This is a genomic window from Asaia siamensis (genome assembly GCF_014635085.1).
In the GTDB taxonomy this organism is placed as follows: domain Bacteria; phylum Pseudomonadota; class Alphaproteobacteria; order Acetobacterales; family Acetobacteraceae; genus Asaia; species Asaia siamensis.
Genome location: NZ_BMCH01000005.1, coordinates 1 through 18,852, shown reverse-complemented (window position 1 = coordinate 18,852; position 18,852 = coordinate 1). Strand labels below are relative to the sequence as shown.

The 18,852-nt window shown below is 57.8% G+C and carries 20 protein-coding genes and 1 tRNA gene; 12 read left to right on the top strand and 9 right to left on the bottom strand.

The window, feature by feature from the left end; genetic code table 11:
• Positions 1-23 precede the first annotated feature (23 nt).
• Positions 24-737, bottom strand: coding sequence for an alpha/beta hydrolase (locus tag IEV53_RS09655; protein ID WP_188426587.1), 714 nt, complete (start codon positions 735-737; stop codon positions 24-26).
• A 790-nt stretch (positions 738-1,527) separates the two neighbouring features.
• Between IEV53_RS09655 and IEV53_RS09650 the strand changes: the two genes are divergently transcribed.
• The 3 genes from IEV53_RS09650 to IEV53_RS09640 all read left to right on the top strand — a co-directional run bounded on the left by IEV53_RS09650 (position 1,528) and on the right by IEV53_RS09640 (position 5,131).
• Positions 1,528-2,679, top strand: a complete 1,152-nt coding sequence (locus IEV53_RS09650; RefSeq protein ID WP_188426586.1) for a tyrosine-type recombinase/integrase — start codon at positions 1,528-1,530, stop codon at positions 2,677-2,679.
• Positions 2,680-3,000: 321 nt separating this feature from the next.
• Entirely contained in the window at positions 3,001-4,257 is a 1,257-nt protein-coding gene (locus IEV53_RS09645; protein WP_188426585.1) for a hypothetical protein, read from the top strand.
• Between the two features lies 1 nt (position 4,258).
• Positions 4,259-5,131 carry a DNA adenine methylase gene (locus IEV53_RS09640; protein ID WP_188426584.1) on the top strand — a complete coding sequence of 291 codons (873 nt, stop codon included), beginning with the start codon at positions 4,259-4,261 and terminating at the stop codon, positions 5,129-5,131.
• Here IEV53_RS09640 and IEV53_RS09635 read toward each other — a convergent pair.
• Positions 5,128-5,334: a helix-turn-helix domain-containing protein gene (locus IEV53_RS09635; RefSeq protein WP_188426583.1), complete on the bottom strand. Its 207-nt coding sequence runs from the start codon at positions 5,332-5,334 to the stop codon at positions 5,128-5,130. The two genes, IEV53_RS09640 and IEV53_RS09635, sit on opposite strands and share 4 nt — an antisense overlap.
• A gap of 248 nt (positions 5,335-5,582) precedes the next feature.
• On the opposite strand from IEV53_RS09635, the gene IEV53_RS09630 reads away from it, so the two are divergent.
• The 9 genes from IEV53_RS09630 (at position 5,583) to IEV53_RS09590 (ending at position 11,559) form a co-directional block, all read left to right on the top strand.
• On the top strand, positions 5,583-5,792 hold the full coding sequence (locus IEV53_RS09630; RefSeq protein ID WP_188426582.1) for a transcriptional regulator domain-containing protein: 210 nt from the start codon (positions 5,583-5,585) through the stop codon (positions 5,790-5,792).
• Between the two features lie 22 nt (positions 5,793-5,814).
• A complete protein-coding gene (locus IEV53_RS09625; protein WP_188426581.1) occupies positions 5,815-6,363 on the top strand; it encodes a DUF2285 domain-containing protein in 549 nt (182 codons plus the stop codon).
• 162 nt (positions 6,364-6,525) lie between these two features.
• Positions 6,526-6,858 carry a helix-turn-helix domain-containing protein gene (locus IEV53_RS09620; protein ID WP_188426580.1) on the top strand — a complete coding sequence of 111 codons (333 nt, stop codon included), beginning with the start codon at positions 6,526-6,528 and terminating at the stop codon, positions 6,856-6,858.
• A complete protein-coding gene (locus IEV53_RS09615; RefSeq protein ID WP_188426579.1) occupies positions 6,855-7,331 on the top strand; it encodes a DUF2840 domain-containing protein in 477 nt (158 codons plus the stop codon). Before IEV53_RS09620 ends, IEV53_RS09615 begins: the two co-directional genes overlap by 4 nt.
• Positions 7,328-7,879 carry a S26 family signal peptidase gene (locus IEV53_RS09610; RefSeq protein ID WP_188426578.1) on the top strand — a complete coding sequence of 184 codons (552 nt, stop codon included), beginning with the start codon at positions 7,328-7,330 and terminating at the stop codon, positions 7,877-7,879. The genes IEV53_RS09615 and IEV53_RS09610 overlap by 4 nt, the downstream gene beginning before the upstream one ends.
• Positions 7,880-7,947: 68 nt before the next feature.
• Positions 7,948-8,277 carry a DUF736 domain-containing protein gene (locus IEV53_RS09605; RefSeq protein ID WP_188426577.1) on the top strand — a complete coding sequence of 110 codons (330 nt, stop codon included), beginning with the start codon at positions 7,948-7,950 and terminating at the stop codon, positions 8,275-8,277.
• Entirely contained in the window at positions 8,274-8,951 is a 678-nt protein-coding gene (locus tag IEV53_RS09600; protein WP_188426576.1) for a lytic transglycosylase domain-containing protein, read from the top strand. The genes IEV53_RS09605 and IEV53_RS09600 overlap by 4 nt, the downstream gene beginning before the upstream one ends.
• Before the next feature lie 244 nt (positions 8,952-9,195).
• Positions 9,196-10,992, top strand: coding sequence for a relaxase/mobilization nuclease domain-containing protein (locus tag IEV53_RS09595; RefSeq protein WP_188426575.1), 1,797 nt, complete (start codon positions 9,196-9,198; stop codon positions 10,990-10,992).
• Positions 10,993-11,106: 114 nt separating this feature from the next.
• Positions 11,107-11,559 carry a CopG family transcriptional regulator gene (locus tag IEV53_RS09590; RefSeq protein WP_188426574.1) on the top strand — a complete coding sequence of 151 codons (453 nt, stop codon included), beginning with the start codon at positions 11,107-11,109 and terminating at the stop codon, positions 11,557-11,559.
• Here IEV53_RS09590 and IEV53_RS09585 read toward each other — a convergent pair.
• From IEV53_RS09585 to IEV53_RS09555, 7 genes are all read right to left on the bottom strand, one after another.
• The gene (locus tag IEV53_RS09585; protein ID WP_264784200.1) at positions 11,514-12,455 is read right to left on the bottom strand and encodes a LysR family transcriptional regulator; all 942 of its coding nucleotides are present in this window, start codon (positions 12,453-12,455) and stop codon (positions 11,514-11,516) included. The two genes, IEV53_RS09590 and IEV53_RS09585, sit on opposite strands and share 46 nt — an antisense overlap.
• A 4-nt stretch (positions 12,456-12,459) precedes the next feature.
• Positions 12,460-13,989, bottom strand: a complete 1,530-nt coding sequence (locus IEV53_RS09580) for a DHA2 family efflux MFS transporter permease subunit (RefSeq protein ID WP_188426572.1) — start codon at positions 13,987-13,989, stop codon at positions 12,460-12,462.
• Positions 13,986-15,146 carry an HlyD family secretion protein gene (locus IEV53_RS09575; protein ID WP_188426571.1) on the bottom strand — a complete coding sequence of 387 codons (1,161 nt, stop codon included), beginning with the start codon at positions 15,144-15,146 and terminating at the stop codon, positions 13,986-13,988. Before IEV53_RS09575 ends, IEV53_RS09580 begins: the two co-directional genes overlap by 4 nt.
• A complete protein-coding gene (locus IEV53_RS09570) occupies positions 15,139-16,566 on the bottom strand; it encodes an efflux transporter outer membrane subunit (RefSeq protein WP_229719809.1) in 1,428 nt (475 codons plus the stop codon). Before IEV53_RS09570 ends, IEV53_RS09575 begins: the two co-directional genes overlap by 8 nt.
• Positions 16,567-16,639: 73 nt before the next feature.
• Complete coding sequence (locus IEV53_RS09565) at positions 16,640-17,377, bottom strand: siderophore-interacting protein (RefSeq protein WP_188426569.1); 738 nt, start codon at positions 17,375-17,377, stop codon at positions 16,640-16,642.
• 79 nt (positions 17,378-17,456) lie between these two features.
• A complete protein-coding gene (locus IEV53_RS09560) occupies positions 17,457-18,380 on the bottom strand; it encodes a LysR family transcriptional regulator (RefSeq protein WP_188426568.1) in 924 nt (307 codons plus the stop codon).
• Positions 18,381-18,726: 346 nt separating this feature from the next.
• A tRNA-Met gene (locus IEV53_RS09555) sits at positions 18,727-18,803 on the bottom strand.
• Positions 18,804-18,852 lie beyond the last annotated feature (49 nt).

Here is an 18,852-nt window from a genome sequence, read left to right as displayed (position 1 = left end):
AGTAACCTGCTCCGGTCAGGCTTTCACGCCAGTTCGGCGATGAAGGACGCGACCCGCTCAGGATAAACAACCTCCGCATCATGCGGCAAAGCCTCCGAGCGGTAATGCCATCCCTTCTGCGCCCGGGCATAGGCGCGGCTCGGTTCAATCGAAGCCAGAGCGGGATTTTCATAGGCGATATAGGTCACCGGCAGCCCTGATCCGGCAGGCTTGCTCAAGCGCACTGGCGTCTCGTAAGTGCCAACAGGATGCGGGCGCAGATGCGCGACAAACCACTCTTTTCGCACCGGGTCGGGAAAGGTAATGGCCGCACTGGGCGGGACCGGGAAAGCAATGTCAGCCCCATTGACCCGCACACGCTCCCGTCGGGTCTGCGCCATGGCCGGAGGCAGAATATCAAAACCTGTCCTGCCATCCTGAGCAATAAGCGCATCCAGATAAAGCAGGCGACGCATACGCGACCCCAGCCGATCGGCCACACAAGTCGCGACCAGACCACCATATGAATGGCCGACGAGAAGAACATTCTGAAGATCGCGCATCTCAATGGTCGCGATAATGTCCTGGATATGAGTCTCGAGCGTGATCTCACGCGACAGCAGATGAGCCCTGTCACCCGTACCCGTCAGCGTCGGCGTCACGACCTCAAAGCCCTGAGCCGTCAAAAGCGGCGCAACATGATGCCAGACCCAGCCACCGCCATGCAGACCATGAATCAGCACGATTGGCGATCGCATCGGCGCCCCCATGGCCATTGAAACCTTCCCCAAGGTAGTTGCCAGGGGAAGCACAGTCAGAATTTCACGACGCAGCAAGACAAGAACTCCCCGCTGACCTGAGGAATTCATTCTCTCATTACATAATGGTCATAAACAAGAGAGGAATTCTGTGCTGGCAATGATGTGATACGCCGCCTCTCTTTTTCTGCGCAAGTCCCGTTGCGAGCGAGGCCCATGCGCTTTGATTGAATTGACTATCGCCAATGCTGATGGCTGAGCGTCAGTATCTGCTTCATGAGAGCCGTCTTGTTATCGTGGTGCCAGCGAGCGCCCCCCCCCAACGAGGTTTTCTGACATCCGTTAGTGCGCTGTCACCGCGCCGCCTCTCTCGTTCTGCGCAAGTCCCGCTGCGAGCTGGACCCGTGAGCTTTGATTGAGCTGACTGCTGAGGCTTTTTTTTGCTGCGTCGGCATTGGTTTTACGGGAGCAGGCTTGTGATGGTCGCGCTATTTTTCTGATCGAACGACGAATACGCGCTGAGCGTTTAGCTGAGCGCGTTGCGGTATTGTGTATTGTATGGGGATTTTGGTTGCGGGGGCAGGATTTGAACCTGCGGCCTTCAGGTTATGAGTTCCAGTCGAATACTTACACTTTTTCCGCGCGCCGCCAGTTTTTTCACGACAAATGACGGTTTTTCTTAAGTTTTTACTCTGGATAGGGTACACTTCGTCCTGACCGGGATCGCCTGATTTCGCCCCCAAATGATTCCTATTTGATTCCAGTGATTCCGGCTGCTGGAGGCAAGAGCATGGTCAAGATCACGAAACGTTCCGTCGAGGCCGCCGCCAGAACCGGCAAGGAATATTTTCTCTGGGATGACGAGCTTCGGGGCTTTGGTTTGAGGGTCCATCCTTCTGGCCGGAAAATCTATCTCGCCCAGTTTCGCGCGGGCGGGCGCATCCGCCGGGTCAATATCGGCCCGCACGGCCCGATCACCCCGGATCAGGCCCGCACAGAGGCAATGAAACATCTGTCTAATGTCCGGCTGGGCAGCGATCCCGGCGCGCAGCGTGACCGCCTGCGCGCTACCGCGACCATAAAGGAGTTTGGAAAGCGATTCCTCGACGAACACGTCGCCTCGCACTGCAAGCCCTCGACCCAGTACGAATATCGCCGCTGCGTAGACCTGTTTATCGTCCCGAAGCTCGGAACGCTCAAAATCATCGACGTCACCCGTGCCGATGTCGTCGAACTGCACCAAGGATTGAAAGAGACGCCATATCAGGCCAACCGGGTGCTCGGCGTTCTATCCATCATGTTTACCCTGGCCGACACCTGGGGCGTACGGACGGACGGGATCAATCCGTGCAGGAAGGTTAAACGCTACAAGGAAGTGAAGCGCGAGCGTTACCTGACGCCGGAGGAACTGGCTCGACTGGGCAAGGTGCTCCGCAAGGCAGACGGCGAGCCGGAAGCCGCGACCTGCATCCGGCTACTGCTGCTAACCGGATGCCGCCTTGGGGAAATCCAAACCCTAAAATGGGACTATATGGATGTCCGCGCGGGTGTCCTGCGGCTGCCGGATTCCAAGACCGGGGCCAAGGTCGTACCCATCGGCAAGGCGGCGCTGGACACGCTGGCAGAGATCCCCCGGATTGAGGGCAATCCCTATGTCATCACCGGGAAGGTGGAGGGCCAGTATCTGACCGACATCCAGAAACCGTGGCGGCGGCTGCGCGCAAGAGCCGGACTGGACACGCTACGCATCCACGACCTGCGCCATTCCTTCGCATCCGACGCGCTCCAGCTTGGCGCGGACCTGACCATGATCGGGCGGCTACTGGGGCATACCCAGGTGCAGACCACCGCTCGGTATGCCCATCTCAAGACCAATTCCATCCGCAAAACAGCAGACGATGTATCAAATGCCATTGAAAAATTTCTATCGCAAAGCAACTAATTACTATAAACGCAAAGCAACTAATTACTATAAAATCGCCTGTTTCCATTTTTTTATAAATAAAAATTGTATCCACAGGGATTATCTAAACGCTTCCTGATTTTCTGCCTTCCAGTTGTGAGAAGGAGCTACATCTTATATGACTGAAGCCATGTGAAGGAAAACATCTCTTAGATGACTAAGTCGTGAGCGGGAGGCGAAACTTTGTATTCGGACTTTGAATATAAATCTATTGATCTAAAAAATATCCTATTGGATTATCAAAACCCGCGTCTTGTTACGCAGTCCCCGCTTAAGACACAAGATGAAATTGTATCCTATATGTTCGAGCATGAAGGATTATCTGATTTTATAAGGAAAATAGCACAAGACGGGAAAAATAAGGGTGCAGAACGACCTTATATTATAAAATCAGGAAAGCATTATACTGTAATAGAAGGCAACACTCGTATTGCCGCCTATAAACTTCTAACAGGGATACTAAAACCCCCTGTGCACTTCTCAACGAGTGTCCCACATATTTCTCCTGACATGAAAGAAAATTTGCTTTCTGTAGATTGCAGCATAGCTCCAGACAGAGATACTCTTTTTCCTATTATGGCAAGCGCTCACTTTGGTTTGGGTGACAAGTCAAAATGGGGTTATCTCGGCAGCAGGAAAGCTGTATTTGACGAATGGAAATCTGGAAAAACAATCGAACAATTGTCAAAAATATTTGGACAAAGCAAATCTTCACTTGGTGACTATATTATAGAATATAATTTATACCAAAAGTCTTTGGATTTCTCTTGGACAAAACGAGAGAGAGTAAAGCTTACTGACCCCGCTATCAAATTCAATCCGCCAGTTCGCTTTCTTCAGACGCAAGGTCATAAAGAGAAAGTTGGCATTTCTTTCGATAAAGATAACTTTGACATACAATTCAAAGATGAGCTAGCAAAAGAAAAATATAAACACCTCATAAAAAAACTCGTTATAAATAACGGAAATGGACTTAAAGCAACTTCAACATATGAAGAAGTTTTTGCAGATTTTGTCGAAAGCGTTTCATCCTCACCAGATAAAGAGGATCCAAAAGATAACGGCAATAATAAGGAAGGGAGTTCTTCCAAAGATAACCCCTCTCCACCATCATCAAATGACGATGAACAAGCGCCTTCTTCACCTGATCCTAGCTCTCCCAAACCTAAAGCCGGCACTTTATTTGCCTATCCTGTAACAAAAACAAACTCTCTTCTGAAACAACTCTTAAAAGAAGCCAAAACTCTCAATGTGAAAACTTATCCGGCTTCTGGCACTTTCCTTTTGCGGAATATAATAGAATCTTTATTAAAAGAAATCATTCACACCCAAAATGCGAACCCAGATGGAAAACCTTTGGACTTAGAAGGTTCTATAAATCTATGTTTAAACAACATCGTCAAACTTCCCCAAGATGACAAAAAAATATTGAAAGAGTTTAAGAATCATCATTTGCAATATTTGAATCTTGGCGCACATGGAAATGTTATTCCCAATCCAGACCGTCTTTTTTCTGCACGAGACTGCATCGATGTGTTTGTAAGAAAGCATATATAAAATGGTTAGTTCTCCTCTAAGATATCCAGGCGGAAAGTCAAAATTATTCAAATTCTTTTGCGATATCATTAAAGCTAATGATCTATATAATTGTAGCTATTGTGAGCCTTACGCAGGAGGCGCAGGTCTAGCTATAAAACTATTGGTCAATGGATTTGTTAAAGAAATATCTCTCAATGATATTGATCCGGGGATTTATGCGTTTTGGGCATCTGTAATTTATGACACAGATAATTTTTGTGAAATGATAGAAAATACTCCTATAACTATCGAAGAATGGCTTCGACAAAAAGCCATATGGAAAAATGTCGATGCGGCCAATCAGTTACAGCTGGGATTTTCGACTTATTTTCTAAATAGAACTAGCAGGTCAGGAATTATAGAAGGTGCGGGTCCAATTGGTGGGTACAAGCAAGATGGAAAATGGAAAATAGACGTTCGCTTAATAAAGGACCGTCAAATAGAAAATATAAAATTACTATCAAATTTCAGAGAACAGATCTCGATCAGTAACGAGGATGCTCTAAAATATATAAAAAATAAGCTCTCAAAACAGGAAACTCTTACTTACCTAGATCCCCCTTATTATGTAAAAGGATCAAAATTATATAAAAACTTCTACAATCATGAAGATCATAAAAATATATCTTTGCTTTTGCGCAAAAGTAAAAACCGAAAGTGGATTTTGTCTTACGATGATGTTCCGCAAATTCGTGATTTGTATCATGATTTCATTCCCACGACTTACTATTTAAACTATAGCGCAGGAAACAAAACGAAAGGGAAAGAAGTCATTTATGTTAGCGACTGCGTATGCTTACCTGACGAGGAAAATAAAGATTCTAATATTACAATAACGAGAGATGCTGCCTAACCCACGAGCAACATAAATGCTTCTATTCCGAGCGCTCGCGCCAGTCGATCCACAACCTCAATAGAGGCTGCATACTGGCAACGCTCCAACGAACTGATATAGGTCCGGTCGATCTCCGCGAGATGGGCAAGCTCCTCCTGCGATACCCCGCGTTCACGCCGGTATCGTTTGAGGTTTGCTGCCAGAATCTCCCGTATGTTCATACGGAACAGGGCAGCCTCTTGCAGAGTATTTAACCACGGAGTATTCTCTACATTTCTAAGCGGACCCTGAGGTGAGCGGTGCCGACAGCCTTCCTCTTCCGTAGATCATGAGCCTGTTATCACTTTCATGAAGTGAATCATGCGGTTACGTGATGCGACCTTCGCTCTATGCAGGCTCGTTCCGTTTCTGAAATCCTCGGCTTCTCACAAAATCAGCGACAAACGGACCTGATCCGGGAGGCCGCCCCATGCCGCTCGACGTCTGGCAGTCAGAGACCGACCGTGCCGCCCTCAAACGCCTAGATGAAGCCGGTTTCGCCGGGGCCTTCATGCGGCGCTGGACGACCTATCGCAAGGATCACGCCGAGACGGCACGCCTGATCGCAGCAGGTGCACCCAATCCCAACGCGGAATGGGAGACCTTCTGCCAGCGCTGGAGGATACGTTTTCCCACATAATCCGGAGACACCCGTCACCCGCGTGCCCGTAATCTGGCGACCGGGCGTCACATCCAGCATCATCAGCCTGACACACGCTGTTGACGGCGTCACTCCGCCTGCCCTTCCCTCCTGGCGCTCACTGGGTCGTTCCTTGTTCGATCAGACCGACCAACTGGGCCGTGCCATCGTGGTAGCGACGCGTTCCGCCACGTTCAGCCTTTCTCTTCATGGCGAAGCCGCCGCCTGCCCGGCAGTCCATATCCCTATTGATCCGTCCTACCGGCGGCGAAGTGACGAAGCGGCACGCTTCTGCGCCCATGTGCTGGGCTATCGGCTGCCCGCACGCCATCCCCGCCGAATTACCCCGACACGCTGGCGGCAGCTTGCCCTGCGTCTACATGCCTTCGATCTGGATGCGGCGGGCACCAGCCTGCGCGACATTGCGGCGAAACTGCTCGACCCGGACGCCCGGACCATGCCCGACGACATCTGGCGCGATTCCGCCTTGCGTACCATGGCCCGCGCCCTGCGCGACGAAGGCAGCGCACTCGTTCATGGCGGATATCTCTCTCTGCTGGACGGACTCTGACCACTCTCCTTTCCGGCCTTATTCTGCGCTCCATCACGCTTTTGGGGTGGAGGAATTCGCGCACATCATTTCCTCCACTCTCAGACCGCTTCTTTCCCGTCAGCCTCCCCTTACCGGTTCAGCTTCATCTTAGGAGCACGCCGCATCGACAGGGAGGTTTTCATGACCGACATCGCGAAACCCAAAACGGGCGCATCAGTGCAGCTCTCGCCCGAGATCGCTGTACCAGCCCGCCCGCTCACGGCCCCGGCCCGTATTCTGCGCCCCTATCTACGCGGAGGCGAAGCCGCCGAACTGATCGGGGTCTCCATTCGCACGCTGGAGAAATACCGCTGCACCGGTGGTGGTCCACCATTCCTAAAGGTGGGCTTTCGCGTCCTCTATCTCCGCGAGGACGTGGAAGCATGGCTTCAGCGCCATCGCTGCCAAAACACGTCAGACGATAACTATGTTGCCGCCTTGCGTGAAATGCCCTCGCGGAGGAACAGGTCATGAGGGCGGATGATCCCAATCTGACCACGGTCGAACTGACCTTCATCGAAAAGCGCATCGAACACTGGATCAGGTTCGGCAGGCCGGTCTCCGACCGCGTGCTCGACAAACGCCGCCGCCTGCTGAGTTTCACGCCCGGCAGCACCTTCGGCTTCATCCGCTGGGCTGCCAATGATTACGGCACGGTCGTCTCCTGCCTCGCCATCGTGCGCACCGTGGAACGGGGCACCGCCTTTCAGACCGTGCCCTTTGTCTGGCCCGGCGGCGACCTGCTGCTCGACGTATCAGGATGGCCGCAGGTGAAGCATGTTCTGGAGGTGATCGACCAGATCGAACGCTTCGGCTTCGATCCGTGTGCGGTCTCCCCCGATCACTGGCGGCATGTCCATAACCGTATCATCGCCGGGCAGGAACCTCGGCCCTACACGCACACCCTGCACGCGGCATGGCTGAAGCGTGCGAGGCTGGTGTCATGACCCGGCGCGCCTGGTTCTTCGGCACCTATTTCGTCGTGCTGGCGATAAGTGTGTCCGCTGCCGTACCCGTCGCCCCCCGGTTGCTCTGGAACAGCACGGCCAGCGTCCCGGTGGGGCTGTATCGGCTGCATACCAACGGCGACCTGCATGTCGGGGATCTTGCCGCCCTGCGTCTGCCCGACCGGCTGGCCCTGCTGCTGTCACAACGCGGCTATCTGCCATTCGGTGTGCCCTTGCTGAAACCCGTGGCGGCCTTGCCGGGACAAAGTGTGTGTCGCACGAAAAGCGCCATCAGCATCGACGGCGCGCATGCTGGCGAAGCGCTGACCCGTGATCATCGGGGCCGTTCTCTGCCCGTCTGGCAGGGATGTCGTCGTCTGGGACGTGACGAGATTTTCGTCATGAACCCGGCAGAACCGCGCAGTCTGGACGGGCGCTATTTTGGTCCGCTTCCCGCCAGCACGATGATGGGCCGCGCAATCCCGATCTGGGTCACGACCGGGCGGACTGCATCGGGCCATGACGAAAGACCGCATCCGCTTCAGTAAGCACAAACCGCCCTGCCCCCAGTTTTCAATTCTTTGTCCTGCGATCCGCAGATCAGGAGAGACGTATCATGATCCGTCTTGGCACGTTCACGCGCACCACAAACGGCTTTTTCGGCCAGATCACCACCTTTCTGATGGAGGACGATCTGTCGATCCTCCCCATCGCAGACCCCACCACAGAAAACGCCCCGGATTATCGCGTCCTGCGCGGTCTGGAAGATGACGCAATACAGGTGGGCTGCGCCTGGGCGCGTCAGGGGGAACGCATCGGGTTGTGGCTGGCCGTGATGATTGATGACCCGCTTTTCGCCCGCCCCCTGCGTGCCCGGCTGCTGCCGGACCGGGACGAACATGACACGTTCCATCTGGTCTGGAACCGTCCCCGAACGCCGTCATGATCCGCGTTAAAACAATGCCCGGTCTGCTGGTGGTCTGCACCGGGCTTGCCATCTCCATGCAGACGGCCAGCGCCGCGCCGTTCGATGCCTATGTCACTGAGGCCGCCACGCGGGCACACATCCCGCCCGCGTGGATCACGGCGGTGATGCGCGCCGAGAGTCAGGGTGATGCTTCTGCGGTATCACCAAAGGGGGCGATGGGCCTCATGCAGATCATGCCCGACACGTGGCGGGAACTGCGCGCGGCATTGAAGCTTGGAGCCGATCCCTACGATCCGCATGACAATATCGTCGCAGGAGCGGCTTATCTCCGATGGCTGCATGACCGCTATGGCGATGCGGGTTTTCTGGCTGCCTACAATGCTGGTCCCGGACGGTATGAAGAACTACTGAGAGGTAGTCGCGCGCTTCCCGACGAGACGAAAAAATACGCCTCCAGAGTCATCCGCCTGCTGCGTGGGGAGTCGATTGGTGGCACGATTTCCGGCGTGGGTGTTGTCGATCGACCGCACGAACAAATGCCGCCTGGAAATCCACTTTTTGTGGGAGCGTTTGCATCCCGAGATGCGGCCCGTGATGCGCCGGAAGTGATGTCGGTTTCTGGTCAGGTGATGCGATTTGAGGCCTCACCTCATGGCCTATTCGTCCCGCTTTCGCAAAGGGGCGCACCGTGACAAAGGATTTACGGCATGAACGGGAAAACCTGTCATCCCATCGGGAGCGTTTCGGGTGTGCCTTGGGAGTTGAGGGGATCGGGAAACGTAAAGAATTAAGAGGGCAAGATAAAACGGCCTGCCACGTCGGGCGACGAGGTGCGGTCGCGCCTCGCCTTCTGGTGTGCAGACTGGGTCGGTCGTGTGCAGGTTTTTTGGTTTTGTGCCCGTTTCCTAAGGGGTTTTCCTGCACAGTGGGGTTCTGATGGCCCGCAAAGAGGATTTCCGCGTCCGTCCGGGGCGCATCCAGAGCAAGGGAAGCAGCGCCCGGCCTCGAACCTTTCTGGCGCAGGTGCTTCATGCCTCCCGACGTGCAGGCGGAGGGGCTGGCAGCAGCCCCGGAAAGGGAAAAGGAGGCCGTCCGCGCTCCGGCCCCTCGACCTTCGGGCGGGGCCATTCCCGGTTTGGCAAGAGCCGTCTGTTCGACGCCCATCGCCGCGTCACCGTCAAGGCTCGCGTGGTACGACAATCCGGGCGCGGTGCGCGTCCCGGATCGCTGGCCGATCATCTCGCCTATCTGCGCCGCGATGGCGTCGCCCGCAACGGCGAAAAGGCGCATCTGTTCGGCCCGGATGGTCAGGAGGTGGACGCACAGGATTTTGCCGCGCGCTGCAAAGACGACCGGCATCATTTCCGCTTCATCGTCTCGCCCGAGGACGCGCCGGAGATGGCGGACCTCGACGGCTTCACCCGCGACCTCGTGCGACAGATGGAAGCCGATCTTGGCACGCGCCTGGACTGGGCCGCCGTGTCGCACTGGAACACCGACAATCCGCATGTGCATCTGATCGTGCGGGGTGTGGATCAGACTGGGGCCGATCTGGTGATCGCCCCCGACTATATCAGCCACGGGCTGCGCTCGCGGGCGGAGGATCTGGTGTCTCTCGAACTGGGGCCACGCGCCGAGCATGATATCCAAGCCGCGTTGCATCGGGATGTGACAGCGGAACGCTGGACCCGGCTCGACGCTGACTTGCAGCGACACGCCGATGACCTGGGCATCGTGGACCTGCGGCCCGACGCTGGCGGTGTTCACGACCTCGGGCAAAATGCAGCGCATCGCGCGCTGCTGACCGGCAGGGCACAGACGCTGGAACGCATGGGGCTGGCCATACCAGAAGGACCGGGAAGATGGTCGCTTGCCCCCGGCATGGCGGACACGCTACGCGAAATGGGCGTGCGCGGCGACATCATCAAAACCATGCACCGCGCCATGACAGGGCGCGACCATGAGCGGGCGATCTCCGCCGGTGATTATGTGATCGCCGATCGCGATCATCCGACCGCGCTGAAGGGCCGCCTGCTGGAGCGCGGGCTGCACAACGAACTGACCGGCGAAGCCTATGCCGTGATCGACGCCACGGACGGGCGCGTGCATCATGTCCGCTTCCCCGGCGTGGACGCCTTCCGCGACGCGCCACCCGATGGCGGCATCGTGGAAATCCGCACCGCGACCGGCAGAACAAGCGGCAGGGATTATCTGGTGCTGTCCGCCCGCTCCGATCTGGACCTTGCCGCCCAGGTCAAAGCGCCGGGCGCGACATGGCTGGATCATCGACTGGTAGAACGCCAGCCCATGGACCTCGCCCGCACCGGCTTCGGGGCCGAGGTGCGGCAGGCCATGCAGGAGCGCACCCGGCATCTCGCGGATCGCGGGTTGGCGTCATTCCAGCACGATGGATCGGCACGCTATCAGCGCAACCTTCTGGCAACGCTGCGTCAGCAGGAACTCGATCAAGCGGGCGCGAAACTCGCGAAGGAGAACGGGCTGACCTATGAACGCAGCATTCCGGGCCACTTCGTCACCGGCCAGTATGTGAAACGCCTTAACCTATCCTCTGGACGCTTCGCCATGATCGACAACGGCCTGGGATTCCAGCTTGTGCCCTGGGCACCGTCGCTGGAGAAACAGCACGACCGCTATGTCGATGGGGTCGCCCATGATGAAGGGGGAGTCGACTGGCGGCATGACCGCAAGCGCGATCTCGGGATCAGCATGTGATCCACGCCCCGGTTCCTTTTACGTCATAACCCGCCCCGATACGCCGGATGGGGTTTAAGTCTTGTTTCCAGAAAAATCTTCCGGTCACATCATGGCTTTTCATGGAGGGTTTCCATGCGTGACCGCCTGAACGTCTCCCTGCCCGTCGCCATGATCTCGCAGATCGGCGATCTTGCGGCGCGCCGGAAAGTGACACGCTCCGCCGTGGTGGAAGCAGCAGTTGCTTCGCTCCTGTCACCCGACAGCACGGAGAAAACGGAAGCCGCCCTTACACGACGGCTGGACCGGCTGACACGTCAGATGCAGCGCCAGGAGCGCGACCTGATGATCGCGCTGGAAACGCATGCCCTGTTTATCCGCTTCTGGCTGGGACAGATGCCGCCCCTCCCCGCCGAGGCGCAGGCCGCAGCCAATGCGCTAGGGCAGGAACGCTTCGCCCGGTTTTTGGACACGCTGGGACGACGACTGTCTCAAGGGCGGTCGTTCCGAGACGATATCCCGCTCGATATTCCCGCCATGCGTCAGAGGCCCACTGATAGAGCCGACGAGCCACCGCCCCAGTCGTAATCCTGTGCCAGTTCGACGAAGCGCCCGACAACGGAGTCTTCATCCTCTCCACGCCAGCACAGCATGTGACGAACCAGCACAGGCTCCCCGTCCGACACGAGCGGGCGGAACACGATGTCTTCCATGCCCAAGCCAACCGCCCCGGCCGTAACAATCGACACCCGCTCCCGGCGTGTCAGCATCGCCAAAAGCCGGTCGATGCTGGCATCTTGCCAGTCAACCTGCTGGGTCTCTGCGCCATGTTGTGACACCAAACGCAGGACTTCGGCTCCCGCGCCCTTGCGAGGGATCATGATCACATAAGGCGATAGGTCCGGCCAGGGCAGGTTTGTCCGGAAGGCCAAAGGATGAGACTTCCCCATGGCGACCATCAGGCGCTCATGTCCCAGTAGAGCGCAGGAGTTGGACCATACGCCGTCACGAGACAGGACGATCGCCGCATCCAGTCGCGTCGCCGCCAGCTCCCGCAGCACCCCCTCGCGCGTGTCGTCCGTGATCTGCGTCTCGACCTCAGGATACGCTTTCTCGTAGCGATCAAGCATGTCCCCGACGGGACCGGACGCGAACGACGTCTGCACGCCCAGCCTCAATGTTCCGACGCGCCCCCGGCGACGCAGCCGCAATCGAATTACCGCCCGGTCCATCTCCGCCAGAACGCCGGACGCTACACTCAGGAACTCCGCACCATCCCGCGTCGCTTGGGAGCCTGTCCGAGAACGCTCGAACAGCTTGATCCCCATCGCGTGCTCCACTGCTATCACACTCCGGCTCAGCGTCGTCTGATCCAGTCCAAGCTGCAACGCGGCGCGATGCATGCTGCGATATTCGGCAAGCAGAATCACACGACGAAGATCGCGAATACTATAAGTGCTCCCCAGATGATTACCGGAAAACACCGTCTCAACCCGGCTTTTGGGGTGATTTGGCGATCCAGATGATGCCAATGGCGATCGTGAAGGCTGCCGCCGAAAGCATGTAAAATTCGTTCATCGCGATCATATCGGCCTGCACGAGCACGTTATGATAGATCTCGCCCCACGCCTGATTTGTCGTCAGGCCGCCACTTCCGAGCGCAGATACAGCGTCGGTTGCCCGATCGTGATAAGGTGTCAGCGTCTCGACGAGATGCGCCTGATGATAGCGTGACCGACGATCCCAAAACGTCTGCGCCAGTGATGCGAGAAGATTGCCCGACGTCATACGCACGGACGTCTGCAAGCCCGAAGCCGCCGCGACCCTTTCGGGCGGAATGCCGAGCAGGGAGAGCGCCGTCAGCGGTGTAAGGAAAAAGCCGATCCCGATGCCTTGGGCAAGACAGGTCAGAGCGATCGATCGCGCATCGATATCCGTGGTAAAGTTCGATCGCCACAACGCGACCAGCGCCCAGGCGATGAAGGCGACGGTAGCATACAGCCGCGCATCCCCCTTGCGCACCCAGCTTCCCAGAAAGGGAGCCAGCAGGATGCCGAATACGCCCATCGGCGCGGTCACGAGCCCGGCCCAGGTAGCGTTGTAGCCCATATCCTCCTGAAGCCAGAGCGGCAGCACCACCAGGGCGGCGAAATACAATCCGAACCCGACTGCAACGGCGACCGTCCCCACCGCGAAATTGCGATAGGCAAAAAAGTGCAGGTCAACAATCGGGTGTTTTTCGCCCAACTCCCAGACGACAAGAAAGATGAAGCCCAGAACGGACAGTATCGACATCGCGCAGATGAATGGCGACGAAAACCAGTCCAGTATCCGACCGCGATCAAGCGCTACCTGCAAACATCCGACCGCGAGAGCCAGAAAGCATAATCCACGCACATCCACCGGCAATTTCACCGTGGGCGTATCGCGCCCGCGCAGCAGCGAAGAAGTTGCGATCACCACGAAAACGCCCACTGGCGCATTGACCAGAAAGATCCACGGCCATGTGTACGTATCCGTGATCCAACCCCCGAGAACCGGCCCAGCGACAGGACCGGCCATATTGGTCATCGCCCACATGGCGACGGCGAGCGTGCGTTTCTGCGGCGGAAAGACCGCGACGAGCAATGCCTGACTGAGCGGCACGATCGGGCCGGACACCATGCCCTGAAGCACGCGGAAACCAAGCAGCAACGGAAATGACCGCGCCATACCGCATAGAACCGAGGCGAGAGTAAAGGCCGCGACCGTACCGACGAAGAGACGCACCTGTCCGAAACGGCGCGACAGCCAGCCGGTCAGGGGGATGAAGATCGCATTGGCGATTCCGAAGGACGTAATCGTCCATTCGCCGATTTCGGAACTGACGCCGAGATTGCCCGAAATAGTCGGCACCGACACATTGGCTATGGTGATATCCGTGACTGACATGAAGGAAGCCAGCCCGATCGTCACCGCAGCGAAGGCCAGTGTCGCACCGGATAGCGGCGTGATCGGCTGGGGTGCGGGGCGGCTCATTCCGTGTCCCCCAGCGCTTTTTTCATCGCCGCTGCGACCTGCTCGTCCGCCGTGTGGCTCTGTGCCGTGTAGAGCGAGGTTTCCGCCGCCGAAGGCTCTCGCGGCTTCTTGACCGTCTCACAACGCGACGTATCGATCGTGACATCGGTGGACATACCGATACGCAGAGGATGACGTTCAAGCTCGGACGGGTCGAAAACGATGCGAACAGGCACGCGCTGCACCACTTTGATCCAGTTCCCCGTCGCGTTCTGCGCTGGAAGCAGTGCAAAGGCTGAGCCACTGCCCGCGTTCACATCCGCAACACGGCCATGATAGGTGACACCGCTTCCATAGATATCGGCTGTCATCGTCGCAGGCTGCCCGGCGCAGACATGCGCAAGCTGACCCTCCTTGAAATTGGCATCGATCCAGAACTGATCGAAAGGCACGATGGCCATCAGCCGCTCGCCCACCGCCAACCTGCGCCCCAGTTGCACGTCGCGCAGGGCGATCATGCCGCCGACTGGCGCGCGGATCGTGGCGCGCTCCAGATCCAGCGCAGCCGCTCGGAGCCGCGCCTGGGCGGCCAGAATATCAGGATGAGTCGCGGGCGTTACTCCTGCGGTCTGGGACAGGGCAACCGCATAGCGATCCCGCGCGGCCTTCAGCGCGGCGGTGGCGGTGTTGACGGTATCGGCCGCATGGCGCGCTTCCTCGGCGGTCACCGCGCCTTGCCCTACGATCATACGCCGTGCCCTGAGGTCGGCGGTCGCACGATCCAGTTCCGTCTGACGAACTGCGACGACAGCCTGGGCTTCCTGAACATCGGCGAATAGCTGACGTACATGCCGAACGGCCTGCCCGAGCGCCGCGTTCGCTGCTTCCAACCGAATACGCATTTCACTCGGATCAAGGGCGACGAGAGTCGTCCCGGACTGGATGCGATCGGTATCGTCGGCGAGGATGGCCCGCACCGTTCCGGCCACCTGCGGTGTCACCGCGACCACATGGCCGTTGACATACGCATCGTCGGTGGACACCAACGCGCCGTTGGACAGAAATTTATAGGCTCCCCACCCAATGCCGATGAGCGCAAGAGCGCTCCCGATGACAAGGAGGCGCTTGCGGCGTGTCGTGCCGGGGTCAGTCCCGGCCGGAGGTTGTGTGTCAGCCATGGGATGTCTGCCCTGAGGTAAAAGTGAAAGTCGGGGACCAGGCGCCACCAAGGGCGCGGATTAGTGTGATCTGGGCGACGGCGATACGCGCGTCAGCCTCCACGGCACGTCGCCTGCTCAAGAGCAGCGCGGTTTCCGCGTCCAGCCGGTCGTTCGTGTCGGAAATGCCGTTTTTCTGGCGTAGGTTCTGGAGTTCGACGACATGCGTCCAATAGCTGACAGCACGGTCGGCTTCACCTTTAGCCGCCTGTCCGGCCTTCAAGTTGGCAATACCGTCCGCCACCTGCTGCAATGCGCGAGAGAGGGTCGCATTATAGTCGCTGACCGCCGCATCATATTCACCGAGACGGTTCTTGAGCGCCGCACGAAGCTGGCCGCCCTGGAAAATCGGGAGTGTGACCGCCGGTCCGAACTGCGACGCCACACTGCCGGGGCGGAAAATATGGCCTATATCGAGTGCCCGAAAACCGGCGAACGCCACGAGATCCACGTCGGGATAGAATGCGGCCCGTGCGGCTCCAACCGCGTTGGCCGCCGCTTCGACGGCAGCACGCTTGGCGGAAACGTCCGGCCGGTAGCCCAGCAACACGGCTGGTACGGAGGACAGGGGCGCAGGATCGGCAATGGATGGCAAGCGCGGCCTGTTTAATCCGTCTGCGAAGGCAGGTGTCTTGCCGAGCAGAGCCGCGATTTCGTGACGACGCGCGCTGATTTCACCGTCCAGAAGATCGATCTGGCTGCGTGTATCGGTCAGGGCCTCACGGGCTGCTACGGCATCGATGTCGGTTGAAAGACCGGCTTTTGCACGCAAGGTCAGCATCGCAACGACGCCCTCACGCCGCGACAACCCGGCTCTGGCCACGTCCTGCATCTTGTAGGCCGCGTCGAGCCGCACATAGGCGTTGACGACCGCCGTCTCGATCAATAGCCGCGCATCGGCGGCTTCCTGCTCGGCGACGATCTGCCAGTATGCCGCCGCTCGGGTTGTCTTTCGCCACCGTCCCCAGAAATCGACATGGTATTGCACGTCGAGCTGAAACTGGCCTTCACTACCGAAATTCCCCTTATACGGGGCCGGATAATATGAATGACCGGGAAACTGCTCGCCCGCGATCCAGCCATAGCCATCAACATGGGGCAGTTGATTTGCCCGCGCCGCACCCTCGACCGCTTCCGCGTCGCGAAGGCGCGCCTGCGCGATCTGGAGGGACGGCGCATCCTGTTGGGCCTGAGCGACGAGCGCGTCAAGTTGCGGATCGGCATAGACAGACCACCATGCCGCGAGCGGGCTGGCACGATGTTGCGCCGACGTGATCTCCTGCCCCGCGCGGAGCGACGAAAGATCATCAGGTGCTCGGGCAGCTTTCTCGTCACGGCCCGGCGCACATCCTGATAACGCAATCAGTCCTGTGCCCAGCATGAGAAGAATCCGCCGTCGAAATGGCGACGCTTTCAGCATTTTCGGATCTCTGTCGGAGAGAATATCGATCTGGTCAGTCACGGTCGCGATGATCCGCGACACCGAGTTTCCAGTAACCTTTCGCATGCAGCCGGGAGCGGCTCAGCCGCTGGTCGGCAAGAAACCAACTCCGCAGCGATCGCACCATGAGAGATTCTCCCGCGACCCAGACCGAGCAGTCGTCAAGTGGTAGCGCAACGTTCTGGACCGCAAGCTCCAGCCTGCCTGTTGTACCCGGCCACTCCTTGCCGGAATGCAGCCATGTGCGTTCGACCGACGCGCAGGACATGAGCGGCTGTTCTTCTTCGGGGGTGGCCACTTCCACGAAAACGACCGCTTCCGCCGTCTTGGGCAGGACCTCCAGAATTGCCGCGATCGCAGGCAGAGAGGTCGCGTCACCGATCAGGAGATGATTCCGCATTGTTGGATCGACCGGATAGCCCCTGCCTGGTCCGGCGATGATGATCTGCTCGCCGGGCCACGCATGCGCCGCCCAGCGCGACGCAGGCCCTGTGTCGCCATGCAGCACGAAATCCAGATCCATACGTCCGTGAGAAGGATCGAAGTTACGGACGGTATAGGCCCGTCCGACAGTGGGCTGATCACCTGCGCGAGGAACGAATACCTTCATCCATTGTGCGGGTTCGTCGAGTTCAAGTGTGCGTAACGCATCCCCCGCAACGCGAAAACGTCGCATGTGAGGCGTTATGTCCGATACACTCTCGACCGTAACTGGAAATTTCTGCCGCTCTTTTCTTTTTATTCCCAACATCGGGAGATAACCTTGTCTGTTTCTGCTCCCTGTTCTGACTGCGGCGGGACCGGGAAAACATGACAAAGGCGGCAAAGAGTCATTTCATAAAATGAAATCCATTGGGAAAGGACTGGCAGACCGTCCGAACGCACTGACGTAGAAACCGATGGGCGGGATCGGCGTCGAAGCGGGGATGCCATGCCTGCGCCAGAACGACGCTCTCAAGCTCCAGCGGAATATCGAACCAGCGTAGCGCCATGCCGAGGTTGCGGACGACCGGCAGGACATGCCGTGGCACCAGTGCGATCAGTTGCGTGCCGGCCAGAGCCGAAAGGGCGATCAGAAACGAGGGCACGATCAACGGGACATGTCGCGTCAGGTCGAGTTTCTGAAGCGCCTCATCGACCGGCCCGGTGGACCGACCACGGCGCGAGACGCTGATATGCGGAAAAGCCGCGAAGGTTTCGGGAGAAATATCCGTGGAGAAGATCGAGTGATCGTCACGGGCAAGCGCGATATGATGATCGCGAAAAATGGTTTGAAGCCGAACTTCTGGTCCCATCGCGCGGCTTGCGCCGATGTCCAGATCGATCCGCCCTTCGCGAAGCGCCTCATCATCGAACTCATGTTCCTGCGCGAAACGCAGAGTCGCGCGGGGGGCCTGATCGGCAAGAATATTGTATAGACCGGAGGCGAACGCCCCCGTGAAGCCATCATTGGCCCGGATCGTGAAACGACGCTCAAGCTCGCCGGGATCGAACGCCGCATGAGCATTCAGCAGGGTATCCGCCTCAGCAAGAAGATGACGAATGCCGGACTGAAGCTCCTTGGCGCGTTCCGTCGCAACCAGCCCGCGTCCAGCCCGCACCAGAATCTGGTCGTCCAGCATGTCGCGGGCTCGGGCCAACAAGCGACTGACCGAAGGCGGGCTTGTCCCCAGACGTTCGGCGGCGAGTGTCACACTCTGGACTTCGATCAGGATATCCAGAACGTGTAAGAGGTTCAGATCGGCTTTGGACATAAGGCTGACTTACCCATCGCGACGGCCAAACCCGTCGGCACAGCCTTTGTTGTCGCCTGTTTCATCCGATCATTGAAGTCATAAGGTAAGGATGCGTGCTTTTGTGGGCATCTCCGGGCCTTTTATAGGGCCGTACACACATCACAATGGCGTCGCCCAGATCGCGACCTGAAGGCAACATGACCGATTCGCGCCCTTCCCGTCCCTCTTCTGGCGCGCCTCTCACGCAGCGTTGCTACGCGGGATTTCGTTTCCTGCTGATTCCTATATGATTCCAGTTGTGGGTGTGGAAACGCAAAAGGCCGCCCATGAGGCGGCCTAAGCGTTTGTTTTAAAACGGAATTCATGGTTGCGGGGGCAGGATTTGAACCTGCGGCCTTCAGGTTATGAGCCTGACGAGCTACCGGGCTGCTCCACCCCGCGGGGGTGGTGTTTTTGTGGGGTGGATCAGGGGACCTGGCGGCGACCGACT